A 13549-nucleotide genomic window follows, 5' to 3' on the forward strand; every position below is an offset into this window, starting at 1 on the left:
TGCGGTCCGGTGAGGGTCGTCACAATGGGCGGTGAGCACAGTGATCACCCCACCGTGGTGTGCTGAGTGCGGCGCGTCACGCGGAAGGAGGTCGGGTGCAGCAGTTCCCACCGGAGGTGGCTGCCCGCCTGGGCGAGCTGGCCCCGCACCTGGCCGACCGGCTCGACGCCATGGCCGACCGGATGCTCGACGTCCTGCTGCGCACCGAGCCCGCGTACCGGGCCATGTCGGCCGCCGACACCGCCGAGCTGCGCGCCTCCGCACGCGCCGGACTGGAGCGGGGTGTGCACAGCCTGGGCGGGCGGGCCTCCGCCGACCCCCCGACGCTGCGGGCCCGGGCGCGCGACGTCGGCCGCCGCCGGGCGCACCAGGGCATCCCGCTCGAGGTGGTGCTGCGCGCCTACCGGCTGGGCGGGCAGCTGCTGTGGGAGACGCTGCTGCTGGTCTCCCGCGAGCGCGGCACCGGGCACGACACCTGGCTGCTGGAGGTCGCGGGCTCGGTGTGGCGCACGAACGACGCGGAGTGCGCCGCCGTCGCCGACGGCTACCGCGAGGAGCAACGCCTGCTGGCGGCGGCCGACGACGCGGCGCGGCAGCGCGTGCTCGAGGGGCTGCTGGACGGCCGCGGGGGTGACCCGACGTTCGTGCGGACCGCCTCCGAGCTGCTCGGGGTGCCGCTGGCCGGCCGGCTGCTCGCGGTCGTCGCGCCCCCGGACCGGCACGGGGAGCCGACGCTGCCCGATCCCGGCCCGGCGCTGGCCCGGCGCGGGGTGCGCTCGGTGTGGGGCACCCGGTCCGGCGCCCAGGTGGGCGTGCTCGTGCTCGGCGCCCGCTCGACGGCGGAGGTGCTGAGCTGGCTGAGCGCCCTGGCGACCGGTCCGGTCGGCGTGTCCGACGTCGTCGAGGGCGCGGCCGCGACCGCGGGGGCCTACCGGCTGGCCGAGACGGCGGCGCGCACGCTGCCCCCGGACGATCCCCGGGTCGTCACCATCGACGACCGGCTGCCGGAGGCGCTGCTGACCAACTCCCCGGAGATCAGCTCCCGGCTGGTCGAACGCTCCCTGGGGCGGCTGCTCGAGCTGCCCGAGGAGGAGCAGGCGGTGCTGCTGGACACCCTGGCCGCGTACCTCGCCGCCGACGGGTCACCGACCCGCGCGGCCGACGAGCTCTACTGCCACCGCAACACGGTCATGCACCGGCTGCGGCGCATCGAGTCGTTGACCGGGCACCGGGTGACCGACCCGCGCGCCCGGCTGCTGTGGCACCTCGCCCTGCTCGGCACGCGGGCGCGGTGCCCCGACCGCGGCCCGGCCTGAGAGAGGACCCCCGCAAGGACCCCGTCCCCCTCCGGGCTCGCAGGCTCGCGGCGGGACCCTGCAGGAGGGCCGCTGGACGGGGCCGCGGACCTGCGTTCGTCGCACCGCGCGGATCTGCGTTCTCCTCACTGGAGGTAGCCCTCCACCTGGTGCTCGGGCCGGGGCCGGGCCTCGTCGGGGTCCTCGCCGTACTGGCGCTTGGCGTCCCGCTGGCGCAGCAGGTCCCAGAGCTGGTCGCGGTCCTCCTCGATCTGCCGGAGGCGGGCGCGCTGCTCGTCGGTGTGCTCGCCGCTCTCCCGCAGTCGGCGCTCCTCCTCGACCAGCGCCTCGATGCGGCTGCGGATCTCGCTGTCGTCCATGGACGCTCCCTGCCCGCCGCGACGCGGGCGAAACGGTCACCGTTCGGGCAGGTAGCCCTCGACGAACGCCGCCAGCCGCCGGGTGACCGCGCCGCCGGCCCGGCCGAGCGACAGCAGCGCGGCCCGCTCCAGCGGCACCCGCACCGGACGCCGTCCCTCCGGGCCGCCCGCGCGCACGGCGTGCCCGGCGGCCACCAGCTCCGGCCACGGACGCGCCAGCTGCTCGAGCACCCGGGCCAGCGCGGCCGCCGTCGGGCCGGCGTTGCCCTGCACCATCGCGGTGACGAAGTCCGGATCGCTGCCGATCACCCGGGTGCCGTCGCGGAAGCTGCCGGCGGCCAGCGCCAGCGCCAGCGGGCCGGCCTCCCCGACGGCGGCGGCGAGGGCCGCCGCCAGCAGGTGCGGCACGTGGCTGACCGCGGCGACGGCGTCGTCGTGCTCGGCCGCCGTCGCCGGCACCACCTCGGCCCCGACGGCCAGCGCCACCTCCGCCACCCGCAGCCAGCGCGGCAGCTCGGTGCCCGGTTCCAGGCACAGCGCCCACCGGGCACCGGTGAACAGGCCCGGGTCGGTCGCCTCGTGCCCGGAGCGCTCGGTGCCGCACATCGGGTGTCCGCCGACGTAGCGCCCGCCCAGCACCGGCCCCAGCTCGGCGAGCACCGGTGCCTTGACCGACCCGAGGTCGGTGACGGTGGCGTCCGGGTCGACGTCGAGCCCCGTCAGCGCCACGGCCATCGCCGGCAGCGGGACGGCGAGGACGACGACGCCGCCGAGCTCGCGGGCGATCCGCACCCCCCGCGCGGCGGCGGCCTCCCGGGCCGCGGGGTCGACGTCCCAGCCGGTCACCTCCCGGCCGGCCGCGACGAGGGCGGCGGCCAGCGACCCGCCCAGCTGGCCCAGCCCGACGACGCCGACCGGGGGAGCGGGCATCGTCGGCACGGGGAAGGAGGTCACCGGTCCTCCCAGGCCGTCTCGGTGCGGAACACCCGGGCCAGCGCCGTGGCCACCAGCCGGCCGTCCTGGGCGCGGGCCTCGATGCGGTAGACGGCGGTGCGCCGGCTGCGGTGCACCTCGGTGCCCTCGGCGACCAGCCGGTCGCCCGGCCGGCCGGGGGCGAGGAACTCGGTGTGCACGTCCTGGGCCACCGCGACCGTGCCGTGGCTGTTGCTGACCGCCGCGTGGACGACGTCGAGCAGGGCCATCGTCGCGCCGCCGTGCGCGGTGCCGACCGCGTTGAGCAGCTGCGGGCCCACCGTCATCACCGCGCGCGCGTACCCGGGCCGCACCTGCTCGAGGACGATGCCCAGCAGGTCGGCCAGCGGGTCGGCGGCCAACTGGGCGAACAGCGCGGGAGCGACATCGGCTCCGTCGTCCGGGGCGGGATCGGCCATGATCGGAGGCTATGACGGCCTCCTTGTCGACCTGCGGCTCCACCCCATGACGCCGCGGTCGTTCCTCCTCACCCCGGAGCTCGCCGACTACGTCCGGGCCAGCTCCGAGCGACCGGACGACGTCGCGGCCGACCTGCTCGCCGAGACCGCCGCCATGGCCGACCGCGGCGAGGCGCCGCCGACCTTCCAGATCGCGCCCGAGCAGGGCACCTTCATGCAGCTGCTCACCCGGGCCCTCGGCGTCCGCCGGGCGGTCGAGATCGGCACCTTCACCGGCTACTCCGCGCTCTGCGTAGCCCGCGGGCTCCCCGACGACGGCTCGCTGCTGTGCCTGGACACCAGCGAGGAGTGGACGGCGGTGGCGCGGCGGTACTGGGCCCGCACGGGGCTGGCCGACCGGATCGAGCTGCGGCTGGGCGACGCGCACGAGTCGCTGCGGGCGCTGCCGGCCGAGCCGACCTTCGACCTGGCCTTCGTCGACGCGGACAAGACCGGCTACGCCGACTACGTCGACCAGCTGCACCCGCGCATGACCGACGGCGGCGTGGTGCTGCTGGACAACACCCTGCGCAACGGCCGCGTGCTCGACCCGCAGAACGACGACGACCACGCGCTCGTCGAGCTCAACGCCGCACTGGCCGCCGACCCCCGCTGGGAGACGGTGCTGCTGCCGCTGTCCGACGGCCTGACCGTGCTGCGGCGCCGATGAACGCGCCGGAGACGCCGGCCAGCTGGGCGGTGCGGGTGAGCCGTCCGGGCGGGGGCTGGCAGGTGGAGCTGCTCGCGGCGGACGCCGGGGACGAGCTGCCGGCCCTGGAGCGGGCGCTGGGCGACCCGGGTGCCGAGGACTGGCCGGGTCCGTTCGTCGTGGTCGTCGACTCGCGGCTGTACTTCGTCGTCCTCCGGCACGGGCCGGGTGGGCTGGTGCGGGCGCTGATCTCCGACGCCACCATGCAGGAGTGGCTGCTCGCCGCCGAGGTGGTGGAGCGCTACGGCATCGCGGTCGACGCCGAGAGCGCCTTCGACGACGACGAGACCGGCTGGCCCGGTGGGGACCTCGACGTCTTCGCCGACGACGGGCTGCGGGCCGAGGAGCTGCGGCCGATCGTCACCGCCGACGACCTCTGGGCCGACGAGATGGTCGCCGCGATCGCCGCCCGGCTGGGCTTCGCCGACGAGCTGGCCGCGGCGGTGACGCCGTGAGCGCCGTGGCGACCGCGGTCGTCTTCGACCTCGGCGGGGTGATCACCGACAGCCCGATGACCGCCTTCGCCGCCTACGAGGCCGAGGCCGGGCTGCCCGAGGGCCTCATCGTGCGGCTCAACAGCACCGACCCCGACACCAACGCCTGGGCCCGCTTCGAGCGCAACGAGCTCGACGCCGCCGGGTTCACCGACGCCTTCGAGGCCGAGGCCCTGGCCGCGGGGCACCGGGTGGACGCCCGGCGGGTGCTGGCCGCGCTGGCCGGCGAGGTCCGGCCGCAGATGGTCGAGGCGGTGCGGCGGCTGCGCGCGGCGGGTGTGCCCCTGGCGCTGTTGTCGAACAACGTCTCGCCGATGGAGCGCACCGGCCGGCTGGGGGAGCTGCTGGAGCTGTTCGACGCGGTGGTCGAGTCCTCGGTGGAGGGCGTGCGCAAGCCCGAACCGGAGATCTACCGCCGCGCGCTGGCCCGGCTCTCGCAGGCGGTCGGCCGGGACCTGGCCTTCTCGGACTGCGCCTACCTCGACGACCTCGGCATCAACCTCAAGCCGGCCCGGGCGATGGGCATGCACACGATCAAGGTCGTCGACCCGGCCACCGCCCTGGACGAGCTGTCGGCGCTGGTCGGCATCGACCTGCGGGACGGCGCGGCGCGGTGAGCGCTCCCCCAGTCGCCGCCCGGCATGACTCACCTCCGGCGTCCTCTCCCGCTGCCCACCATGCGGGGCAGGGGGAGAGCGTCGGGGGGACCACCCGGTGACCGTGGACGTCGACGCCGCGATGGGCCGCGCGCTCGAACTGGCCGCAGCCGCGGTCGGGTGGGGTGACACGCCCATCGGCGCCGTCGTCCTCGGGCCGGACGGGACCGTGCTCGCCGAGGCCGCCAACGAGCGGGAGAAGCGGGGTGACCCGACCGCGCACGCCGAGGTCCTCGCGCTGCGCGCCGCCGCGCGGGTCCACGGCGACGGCTGGCGCCTGACCGGGACGACGCTCGTGGTCACCCTCGAGCCCTGCACCATGTGCGCCGGAGCGAGCGTGCTGGCCCGCGTGGAGCGGGTGGTCTACGGCGCCGACGACCCCAAGGCGGGTGCGGCCGGGTCGCTGTGGGACGTCGTCCGCGACCGCCGGCTCAACCACCGACCGCAGGTCACCGGCGGGGTCCGGGCCGAGGAGTCCGCCACGCTCCTACGCGCGTTCTTCCGCCGTCAGCGGGGCCTGTAGTCTGTTCGACGGTGGCGTGTCCGAGCGGCCGAAGGAGCACGCCTCGAAAGCGTGTGAGGTGCAAGCCTCCGTGGGTTCAAATCCCACCGCCACCGCAGATCGACGGCGGCGTCCCGACTCCGGGGCGCCGCCGTCGTGGTTCCGGCCCCGTCCAGGGCACCGCCCCGAGCCTGCGAGGGGCGGGGAGGACGGGGTCCTCCATCAGGCCACCAGGTCCAGGTCGACCAGCCAGTTCCCGTCGTCGTCCTGCACGAGGCGGACCTGGTGCCGCTCGGTCTGCTCGCGGCCGTCCTCACCGGTGAACCGGACCTCGGTGGTGGCCGTGATGACGCCGGCCTCGTCCTGCCGCACGCCGCGCACGCCGCGCAGCTCGACCTCCGCCCAGGGCTCCCAGAAGTCGCGGAAGTAGCCGGGGCTGGCCTGGGACCGCAGGAACGGGCCGGTCAGGTCGTAGGCCGCGTCGGGGTCGTCGGGGAGCAGGCCGTAGTACCGGTCCAGGGTGTCCTCGACGACCTGCTCCGGGCCGTCCGACGACGGCTCGCTCGTCGGGGCCTCCTCGGTGGCCGACGGCGTCGGCCCGGCCTCCGGGCTGTCCGGCGTGTCCGGCGTCGGGGACTCCGGTTGCGGCACGCGCTCCTCCGCCGCGGGGCTGGTGTCGTCGGCGGGCGGGGACGACGGGCCGGGCGCGTCGGCGCTGGTCCCGGCGTCGCCGCGGGTGGAGAGCCAGAACGCGCCACCGCCGGCCAGCAGGACGGCGAGCAGCAGGAGCGCGGCCAGCACCGGCCCGCGCCGCCGCTCCGGTCGGCGCGGGGGGCCCGCCCAGCCGGGGGGTCCGGCGGGCACGTCCTGGACGGCGGTACCGGGATCGGGGGCGGCGGACGCAGCGGCAGCGCCCGCACCGGCGGCCGGCAGCACGCCGGTGCCCATCTCCCTCGTCCGCTCCCGGTTGCCGGAGGACCCCAGCCTCGTGCGCGCCATCAGCACCGTGGTGGGGTCGCCGTCCCGGCCGACCGCCAGGCGGGCGAGCTCGTCGCGGACCTCCGTCATCGTCGGCCGGTCGGCCGGGTCGGCGGCCATCATCCGGGTGAGCGCGCCGGTCAGCGAGCCGGCGCGGCGCGGCGGGATCACCTGACCGCCCGCGACCCGGTGCAGCAGCCGCAGGGCGTTGTCGTCCATGCCGAACGGCGGCTGGCCCTCCAGGCAGGTGTAGAGGGTCGCGCCCAGTGAGAAGACGTCGCTCTCCGGCACCACCTCGCCGCCGCGTGCGACCTCGGGGGCGAGGAAGGCCGGCGTGCCGGTGATCTGGCCGGTCTGGGTGAGCGTCACGTCGTCGCGGGCGTGCGAGATGCCGAAGTCGGTGATCTTGACCAGGCCCTCGACCCGCGGCCCTCGCCCGATGAGCACGTTGGCCGGCTTCACGTCGCGGTGCACGATGCCGGCGGCGTGCGTGGCGGCCAGCGCGTCGGCCACCTGGGCGCCGATCTGCGCCACCTGGTCGACCGGCAGGACGCCGTCCTCGTGCAGCACCTCGGCCAGGCTGCGGGAGGGCAGGTACTCCATCACCAGCCACGGCGCGCCGTCCTCGAGGGCGACGTCGTAGACGGCGACGGCGTGGGGGTGGGACAGCCGCGCGGCGATCCGGCCCTCGCGCAGCGCCCGCTGACGCTGCTGGGCGATGACGGTCTCGTCGGCGGTCGGGGGCGGGAGCACCTGCTTGACGGCGACCCGGCGCCCGAGCCGCTCGTCGGAGGCCAACCAGATGGCTCCCATGCCGCCCCCGCCGATGCGCTCGAGCAGGCGGTAGCGCCCGGCCACGAGGTGGCCAGGTCCGCTCACCGTGGGTCCTCCCTGTCCGCCGCCGGCACCGGGAGCCGCGGTCAGACGCCCGACGGGACGCCGTACCGGCGGGCGTACTCCTCCTGGGCACCCGCCGGCAGGACGTCGTAGAGCTCGCCGAGCTCCTCGACCACGTCGGCGGACAGGTCGTCGAAGAGGCGCTGCCAGGTCGGGGGCTCGTCGTAGCTGCGGGTCAGCAGCAGCTCCCAGGCGCGCGTCTGCCGGTCGCGCTTGCTGCGCTCGGCGACGAACTCGGAGAGGTACCGGTCCTTGGCGGCGTCCTTCTCCTCCTTCGTCGCCGAGGCCGGCAGCTGGGATGGGTCGGCCCCCTTGAGGACCGCCACGATCGCCTCCACGACGTCGGGCCGGAGCCGGTCGGTCTCGCTCATGGGGGCTGTTCTCCTGTCGTCGGCGTGCCGGTGTTCGACGTCCGGTGCAGCGTGCCCCACCGGGTGGAGGCGTAACCACCCCCCGTGTCGCGTCGGTGGGCACGCCGCGCCGGGTGCCGCGGGCGACCCGTCGCGCGGGGACCGGTATCCTGGCGGGCGCAGTTGGAGGATTCGCCTAGTGGCCTATGGCGCTCGCTTGGAAAGCGGGTTGGGGGCAACCCCTCGGGAGTTCGAATCTCCCATCCTCCGCCGGGAAGGCCGGGCCCCCCTCGGGGCCCGGCCTCCGTCGTCTCCGGGCGGTCTCAGCCGAGCGGCTCCGCCACGGCCTCACGCACGGCCACGGCCTCACGCACGGCCTCGCCCTCGGCCACGTGCTCGGCTACGGCCTCGCCCTCGACCCCGGCCGGTCGCCGCAGGTAGAGGCCGGCCACGGCCGCCAGCACCAGCACACCGCCGGCCAGCGCGCCGAGCGGCAGCCGCTCGCCGAGGAAGGCCGTGGCCAGCACCGTCGCCGTCACCGGCTCCAGCAGCGTCACGATGCCGGCGACCGCGCCGGGCACCGTCTGCAGCCCGCGGAAGAACAGCACGTAGGCCGCGGCGCTCGGCACCGTCCCGAGGTAGAGCAGCGTCGCGAGCGCCACGGGATCGCTGGTGAGGTCCAGACCCGCCGTCAGGGCCACCGGGGTCAGCAGCAGCGCACCGCCCACGAAGCCGACCAGGGTCACCGGGACACCGGCCGGGACGTCCCCGGCGGCCAGCGTGACGACCGCGTAGCCCAGGGCCGACCCACCCGCCAGCAGCGCGCCCAGCAGCACCGCCGTCCCGGCCGAGGCGCCGGCGGTGAGGCCGACGAGCAGCACCAGGCCGACGAGCGCCGCGGCCAGGGCGGTGGAGGTGGCGCGGTCCGGCCGGCCCGCGCCCAGGGCCGTCCCCCCGAGCGCGATGAGCAGCGGCGCCAGCCCGAGCGCGACGAGCGTCGAGACGCTGACGCCAGCCGTCGCCACGGCGGCGAAGTAGGCCAGCTGGAAGACGGCCAGCCCGGCGGCCACCAGGGCCAGCCGGACGGCGAGCGGGCGGGTCAGCGGGACGGCGGCCGACCGCCCGCGGCGCCGGGTGAGCAGGTACCCGGCGAGCAGGACGACGGCGCCGATGGCCATGCGGTGCCAGGCGATGTCCAGCGGGCCGAGGTCGGTGCGGTCGGCCACGACGCGGCCGCTCACACCGGAGGTGCCCCAGCAGAGGGCGGCGAGGACGACGAGCAGGAAGCCGCGCGACGCGGCAGAGGTGGTCGAACGGGTGGACATGACGCTCCTGGACGGTCCGGATCGGGAGATGGCGGTCCGGAGCACGGCGCAGGAGCCCGGCAGCTGGTGCCGGGATCAGATCAGCCCTCGGTGCTCCGGGTCAGGAGCGCGGCGGGGGCAGCACGAGGGCGTGCTGGTGCGTCATGGCCCAGAGGCTAGCGAGGGGCACACGCTCACCGCGCGGGGGTTTGCCCTACAGTGGTGCGCAGACCCCTCGTGTGGCGTCACCCTGTGAACCTCCCCAGGGCCGGAAGGCAGCAAGGATAAGCGGGCTCTGGCGGGTGCGCGGGGGGTCCTTGCTCTTCTCATCGCGGTCCTCCGGACCGCACCGCGGCCAGGTGCCGTGCCCCTGCTGCGTGGAGCTCCACCCGGGCCTCGTCGCGGAGGCCTCCGGCCCCCACTCCTCGACCCGACACCGCGGCCAGGTGCCGTGCCCCTGCCGCGTGGAGCTCCCCCCGGGCCTCGTCGCGGAGGCCTCCGGCCCCCACTCCTCGACCCGACACCGCGGCCAGGTGCCGTGCCCCTGCCGCGTGGAGCTCCCCCCGGGCCTCGTCGCGGAGGCCTCCGGCCCCACTCCTCGACCCGACACCGCGGCCAGGTGCCGTCCCCGACCGTCGCTGAGCCGCTGCCCGTGTCCCCGTGGGGGCACCCTCCGGGCCCCGCGACGGGTCCACTCCAGCCCGCCTGCCGTCCCCGACCGGGACGGCTCCGTCACCCCGCGCCGGGCACTCCACGTCACCTGGCGAGCTCCACGGTCGTGTCCGCCTCTCCGCGTAACCTGCCTGCGTGGCTCTGGCGCTCTACCGGAAGTACCGCCCGGCGACCTTCGCCGAGGTGGTGGGGCAGGAGCACGTGACCACCCCGCTGGTCAACGCCGTCGACGGGGGGCGGATCAACCACGCCTACCTGTTCAGCGGTCCGCGTGGGTGCGGCAAGACCTCCTCGGCGCGCATCCTCGCCCGGTCGCTGAACTGCGAGCAGGGGCCGACGTCCACCCCGTGCGGCGTGTGCACGTCCTGCGTGTCGCTGGCGCCCGACGGCCCCGGCTCGATCGACGTCATCGAGATCGACGCGGCCAGCCACGGGGGTGTCGACGACGCCCGTGACCTGCGCGAGCGGGCCTTCTTCGCGCCGGTGAACAGCCGCTACAAGGTCTACATCGTCGACGAGGCGCACATGGTCACCACGCAGGGCTTCAACGCCCTGCTCAAGGTGGTCGAGGAGCCGCCGGAGTTCCTCGTCTTCGTCTTCGCGACCACCGAGCCGGACAAGGTGCTGCCCACCATCCGCTCCCGCACGCACCACTACCCGTTCCGCCTGGTGCCGCCGACGACGCTGCGCGGCCTCCTGGAGAAGACCTGCGCCGCCGAGGGCGTGCAGGTCGAGCCGACCGTCTTCCCGCTGGTGGTGCGCGCCGGCGGCGGCTCGGTCCGCGACTCGCTGTCCATCCTCGACCAGCTGCTCGCCGGTGCCGGGTCCGAGGGCGTCACCTACAAGGACGCCGTCGGCCTGCTCGGCGTCACCGACGACGCGCTGCTCGACGAGACGATCGACGCCCTCGCCGCGCACGACGCGCCCGGCGTCTTCCGCGCCGTCGACCGGGTCGTGGAGGCCGGGCACGACCCACGCCGCTTCGCCACCGACCTGCTCGACCGGCTGCGCGACCTCATCGTGCTCGACGCCGTCCCGGACGCCGGGGGCAACGGCCTGCTCGACTGCCCGCCCGACCGGCTGGACCTGATGGGCTCGCAGGCCCAGGCGCTCGGCTCGGCCACGCTGTCGCGGATGGCCGACACGGTGCACGCCGGCCTGACCGAGATGCGGGGGACGACGGCCCCGCGGCTGCTGCTCGAGCTGGTGTGCGCCCGGATGCTGCTGCCGGCCACCGACGGTTCGGAAGTGGCCACCCTCCAGCGGCTGGAGCGCCTCGAGCGGCGGATGTCCATCGCCGGCGAGCACGCCGGCCGGCCGGCGACCGAGCCCACCGGCTCCGCCGCGCCGGTCCGCGAGGCGCGGCCGGAGCCCGCCGACACCACATCCGAGCAGCCCACCCGTCCGGTGCGTGAGTTCGTGCGCAAGTCGCAGGCCGCCCAGGCCCCGAGCGCGCCCGCACAGCCGGCGCCGCGGCCCGCTCCCGAGCCTCCCCGCGCCGAGCCAGCCCGTGCGGAGCCCGCCCGCGCCCAGCCGGAGCCGACCGAGCCGGTGCGCACCGAGGCCGCCCGGTCCGAGCCGGCCGCGGCCCGCCCGCCGGCCGACGGCTGGCCGGAGACCGCCAGGCCCGGGTCGGGCGTCCCCGCGCGTCCCGCTGCCACGGCCGACGACGGGTGGCCGGAGACCACCCCGCCCGGCTCCGGTGCGCCGTCCCGCCCGAGCGCCCCGGCCCCCGCACCGGCCGCGGCCGCGGAGCGGCGGTCCCGGGGCGCCACCGGGGAGCCGGACATCCCGCTGCCGCCGGAGCCGCCCGACGACGAGGACTGGCCGCACCCGCCTCAGCCGGCCGCAGCCGCGGCCGCGGCAGCGCGGGTGGAGCAGCCGCGCCCGGCCGCGACGTCCGCGCCGCGGGCCGCTGCGGAGTCCTCGCCGGCACCGCGCGGCAGCGAGCCGATGCCGGTGGTCACGGCCAACCCGCCCGAGCCGGCCGGCGACGGCGAGCTGGACGCCGGCGACGTCCGCCGGGTGTGGTCCGAGCTGCTGACCGTCGTCCGCCGGCACAAGCGGACCACCGAGGCGCTGCTCAAGTCCGCCCAGGTGCACGACGTCGCCAACGGCACGCTGACCCTGTCGATGACCTCGCCGGCGCTGGCCAAGATGCTCGGCGACGACCTGAACAAGGACGTCGTCCGCACGGCGCTGCAGGAGCTGCTCGGCGTCCGCTGGAAGGTGCAGACCGTCGTCGACGCGCCCGGCCAGCCGGCGTCCGGCCGCGCCGTCTCCCCGGAGGCCGCCCGGGAGGCGGCGCGGGCTGCGGAGGCGGCCGAGGCGAGCGAGCTCATGGCCGAGCGGGCCGCCGAGGGGGCCGGCGGCGACCGGGGGCCCGAGCCGGGGGTCGACCCCGAGCAGGCGGCGCTGTCACTGCTGCGCACCCACCTCGGCGCGCGCCCCATCGAGTAAGGACCCCTCTCCCCCCACCGCTCGCAAGCTCGCGGCGGGGCCCTGCAGAGGGGCCGCTCGTCGCCGCCCCTCGAGCTCAGTCCTGTGTGAGGACCTCGTCGAGGCGCTCGTAGCCCTCGCGGATGCCGACCTCCATGCCGCTGGCGACCATGGCGTCCCGGTCGGCGAAGGAGTCGACCAGCGAGGTCGAGGTCAGCCGGGTGCGGCCGTCGCCGAGGTCCTCGAGGACCAGCTTCTCCAGCGCGACGCCGTCGGGCATGCCCTCGAAGGTGAAGGTCTGCACGATCAGCTCGTCCGGGCGCACCTCGTGGAAGCAGCCGTGGAAGCCGTACTCCTCGCCGTCCTGCCGGTGCACGTAGCGGTAGGAGCCGCCCGTGCGGCAGTCGTAGTGGTCGATCGTCATCTCGAGACCGCGCGGGCCGAGCCACTGGACGACCAGCTCCGGGTCGGTGTGGGCGCGGAACACCTTGGCCGGCGGCGCGTCGAACTCGCGGGTGATGCGGACCAGCGGGACCTCGGGGTCGACGTCGATCCGGGTCTCGTGCGTGCTGGTGGTCATGACGGGTTCCCTCCGTGTGGGGTGGTGGGTGTGTCCGGGACGCCGGTGGGGTGGGTAGGGGAGACGTCGTCCGGCATCGACCGGAGGACGTCGTCGAGACGGCGGTAGCGCTCCTCGGCCTGCCGCCGGTAGCGCTCGATCCACTTCGTCATGAGGTCGAAGACCTCCGCCTCCAGGTGGACCGGGCGGCGCTGGGCGTCGCGGCTGCGGCTGACCAGGCCGGCGTCCTCCAGCACCCGCAGGTGCTTGGAGACGGCCTGGACGCTCACGTCGTAGGGCTCGGCGAGTTCGCCGACCGTGGCGTCGGCCACCGCCAGTCGGGCGACCATGTCGCGCCGGGTGGGGTCGGCCAGGGCCGCGAAGACCCGGGAGAGCGGATCGGCGGCCATCGGGTGCCCTCCTTTCATCAACCGTTCGGTTGAAAAAGATGGTGCACCCGTCCGCGGTCCTTGTCAACCAACTGGTTGAGGACGTCGACGTCCCCGCACGTGTCGGTGCCTCGGCCTACTCTCGGGGCATGTTCCCCGGAGGCCAGCCCGACATGGCACGCCTGCTCGAGCAGGCGCAGCAGATGCAGCAGCAGCTGGCTGCCGCACAGGAGCAGCTGGCGCAGGAGGAGGTCACCGGCACTGCCGGCGGCGGCCTGGTCAGCGTCACGATGACCGGCCAGGGGGAGGTCACCGCGGTGACGATCGCGCCCGCCGCGGTCGACCCGGACGACGTCGAGAGCCTGCAGGACCTCGTCGTCGCGGCCTTCCGTGACGCCTCCCGCGCCGTCAACGAACTCACCGCCAGCCGCATGGGGCCGCTCGCCGGTGGCCTCGGTGGCGGCCTGGGGCTGCCCGGCCTCTGAGGCCGGGCGG

The 13549-nt window shown here is 76.0% G+C and carries 15 protein-coding genes, 2 tRNA genes and 1 other RNA gene; 10 read left to right on the forward strand and 8 right to left on the reverse strand.

Annotation, left to right across the window (positions count from 1 at the left end; genetic code table 11):
* Positions 1-95: 95 nt before the first annotated feature.
* On the forward strand, positions 96-1316 hold the full coding sequence (locus ACU610_RS22060; protein WP_446769833.1) for a PucR family transcriptional regulator: 1221 nt from the start codon (positions 96-98) through the stop codon (positions 1314-1316).
* 125 nt (positions 1317-1441) lie between these two features.
* Here the strand turns inward: ACU610_RS22060 and ACU610_RS22065 are convergent, their stop codons facing one another.
* From ACU610_RS22065 to ACU610_RS22075, 3 genes are read right to left on the reverse strand one after another with little or no spacing between them, the layout of a single operon-like run.
* On the reverse strand, positions 1442-1675 hold the full coding sequence (locus ACU610_RS22065) for a DUF2630 family protein (protein ID WP_446769834.1): 234 nt from the start codon (positions 1673-1675) through the stop codon (positions 1442-1444).
* 36 nt (positions 1676-1711) lie between these two features.
* Positions 1712-2629, reverse strand: coding sequence for a prephenate dehydrogenase/arogenate dehydrogenase family protein (locus tag ACU610_RS22070; protein WP_446769835.1), 918 nt, complete (start codon positions 2627-2629; stop codon positions 1712-1714).
* Entirely contained in the window at positions 2626-3066 is a 441-nt protein-coding gene (locus tag ACU610_RS22075; protein WP_446769836.1) for a PaaI family thioesterase, read from the reverse strand. The genes ACU610_RS22070 and ACU610_RS22075 overlap by 4 nt, the downstream gene beginning before the upstream one ends.
* Between ACU610_RS22075 and ACU610_RS22080 the strand changes: the two genes are divergently transcribed.
* The 5 genes from ACU610_RS22080 (at position 3065) to ACU610_RS22100 (ending at position 5582) form a co-directional block, all read left to right on the forward strand.
* Entirely contained in the window at positions 3065-3775 is a 711-nt protein-coding gene (locus tag ACU610_RS22080; RefSeq protein ID WP_446769837.1) for an O-methyltransferase, read from the forward strand. The genes ACU610_RS22075 and ACU610_RS22080 overlap by 2 nt on opposite strands.
* Positions 3772-4269, forward strand: coding sequence for a tRNA adenosine deaminase-associated protein (locus ACU610_RS22085; protein WP_446769838.1), 498 nt, complete (start codon positions 3772-3774; stop codon positions 4267-4269). Before ACU610_RS22080 ends, ACU610_RS22085 begins: the two co-directional genes overlap by 4 nt.
* Positions 4266-4925, forward strand: coding sequence for an HAD-IA family hydrolase (locus ACU610_RS22090; protein ID WP_446769839.1), 660 nt, complete (start codon positions 4266-4268; stop codon positions 4923-4925). The genes ACU610_RS22085 and ACU610_RS22090 overlap by 4 nt, the downstream gene beginning before the upstream one ends.
* 97 nt (positions 4926-5022) lie before the next feature.
* Positions 5023-5487, forward strand: coding sequence for a nucleoside deaminase (locus ACU610_RS22095; RefSeq protein WP_446769840.1), 465 nt, complete (start codon positions 5023-5025; stop codon positions 5485-5487).
* 10 nt (positions 5488-5497) lie between these two features.
* Positions 5498-5582 (forward strand) — tRNA-Ser (locus ACU610_RS22100).
* A gap of 106 nt (positions 5583-5688) precedes the next feature.
* Here ACU610_RS22100 and ACU610_RS22105 read toward each other — a convergent pair.
* Positions 5689-7323, reverse strand: coding sequence for a protein kinase domain-containing protein (locus tag ACU610_RS22105; protein WP_446769841.1), 1635 nt, complete (start codon positions 7321-7323; stop codon positions 5689-5691).
* Between the two features lie 41 nt (positions 7324-7364).
* Positions 7365-7712 (reverse strand): hypothetical protein, encoded by a 348-nt coding sequence (locus tag ACU610_RS22110; RefSeq protein WP_446769842.1) that lies wholly within the window; start codon positions 7710-7712, stop codon positions 7365-7367.
* Positions 7713-7876: 164 nt separating this feature from the next.
* On the opposite strand from ACU610_RS22110, the gene ACU610_RS22115 reads away from it, so the two are divergent.
* Positions 7877-7961, forward strand: a tRNA-Ser gene (locus tag ACU610_RS22115).
* A gap of 53 nt (positions 7962-8014) precedes the next feature.
* Here ACU610_RS22115 and ACU610_RS22120 read toward each other — a convergent pair.
* Positions 8015-9016: a DMT family transporter gene (locus ACU610_RS22120; protein WP_446769843.1), complete on the reverse strand. Its 1002-nt coding sequence runs from the start codon at positions 9014-9016 to the stop codon at positions 8015-8017.
* A 205-nt stretch (positions 9017-9221) separates the two neighbouring features.
* Here ACU610_RS22120 and ffs point away from each other — a divergent pair.
* Together ffs and ACU610_RS22130 are read left to right on the forward strand one after the other, a co-directional pair.
* Positions 9222-9317, forward strand: an RNA gene (gene ffs / locus ACU610_RS22125) — signal recognition particle sRNA small type.
* 485 nt (positions 9318-9802) lie between these two features.
* Positions 9803-12127: a DNA polymerase III subunit gamma and tau gene (locus tag ACU610_RS22130; RefSeq protein WP_446769844.1), complete on the forward strand. Its 2325-nt coding sequence runs from the start codon at positions 9803-9805 to the stop codon at positions 12125-12127.
* Between the two features lie 76 nt (positions 12128-12203).
* Here the strand turns inward: ACU610_RS22130 and ACU610_RS22135 are convergent, their stop codons facing one another.
* Together ACU610_RS22135 and ACU610_RS22140 are read right to left on the reverse strand one after the other, a co-directional pair.
* Positions 12204-12686 carry an SRPBCC family protein gene (locus tag ACU610_RS22135; RefSeq protein WP_446769845.1) on the reverse strand — a complete coding sequence of 161 codons (483 nt, stop codon included), beginning with the start codon at positions 12684-12686 and terminating at the stop codon, positions 12204-12206.
* Positions 12683-13075, reverse strand: a complete 393-nt coding sequence (locus tag ACU610_RS22140) for a metalloregulator ArsR/SmtB family transcription factor (protein ID WP_446769846.1) — start codon at positions 13073-13075, stop codon at positions 12683-12685. The genes ACU610_RS22135 and ACU610_RS22140 overlap by 4 nt, the downstream gene beginning before the upstream one ends.
* Before the next feature lie 128 nt (positions 13076-13203).
* Between ACU610_RS22140 and ACU610_RS22145 the strand changes: the two genes are divergently transcribed.
* Positions 13204-13539 (forward strand): YbaB/EbfC family nucleoid-associated protein, encoded by a 336-nt coding sequence (locus ACU610_RS22145; protein ID WP_091219034.1) that lies wholly within the window; start codon positions 13204-13206, stop codon positions 13537-13539.
* Positions 13540-13549: the final 10 nt, after the last annotated feature.

It is taken from the genome of Geodermatophilus sp. URMC 61, assembly GCF_052931555.1.

Excerpts from the sequence above, each read along its gene's own strand:
- ACU610_RS22065 (WP_446769834.1), bottom strand. The coding sequence starts at position 1,675 with ATGGACGACAGCGAGATCCGCAGCCGCATCGAGGCGCTGGTCGAGGAG.
- ACU610_RS22080 (WP_446769837.1), top strand. The coding sequence starts at position 3,065 with ATGATCGGAGGCTATGACGGCCTCCTTGTCGACCTGCGGCTCCACCCC.
- ACU610_RS22075 (WP_446769836.1), bottom strand. The coding sequence starts at position 3,066 with ATGGCCGATCCCGCCCCGGACGACGGAGCCGATGTCGCTCCCGCGCTG.
- ACU610_RS22085 (WP_446769838.1), top strand. The coding sequence starts at position 3,772 with ATGAACGCGCCGGAGACGCCGGCCAGCTGGGCGGTGCGGGTGAGCCGT.
- ACU610_RS22110 (WP_446769842.1), bottom strand. The coding sequence starts at position 7,712 with ATGAGCGAGACCGACCGGCTCCGGCCCGACGTCGTGGAGGCGATCGTG.
- ACU610_RS22120 (WP_446769843.1), bottom strand. The coding sequence starts at position 9,016 with ATGTCCACCCGTTCGACCACCTCTGCCGCGTCGCGCGGCTTCCTGCTC.
- ACU610_RS22135 (WP_446769845.1), bottom strand. The coding sequence starts at position 12,686 with ATGACCACCAGCACGCACGAGACCCGGATCGACGTCGACCCCGAGGTC.
- ACU610_RS22140 (WP_446769846.1), bottom strand. The coding sequence starts at position 13,075 with ATGGCCGCCGATCCGCTCTCCCGGGTCTTCGCGGCCCTGGCCGACCCC.
- ACU610_RS22145 (WP_091219034.1), top strand. The coding sequence starts at position 13,204 with ATGTTCCCCGGAGGCCAGCCCGACATGGCACGCCTGCTCGAGCAGGCG.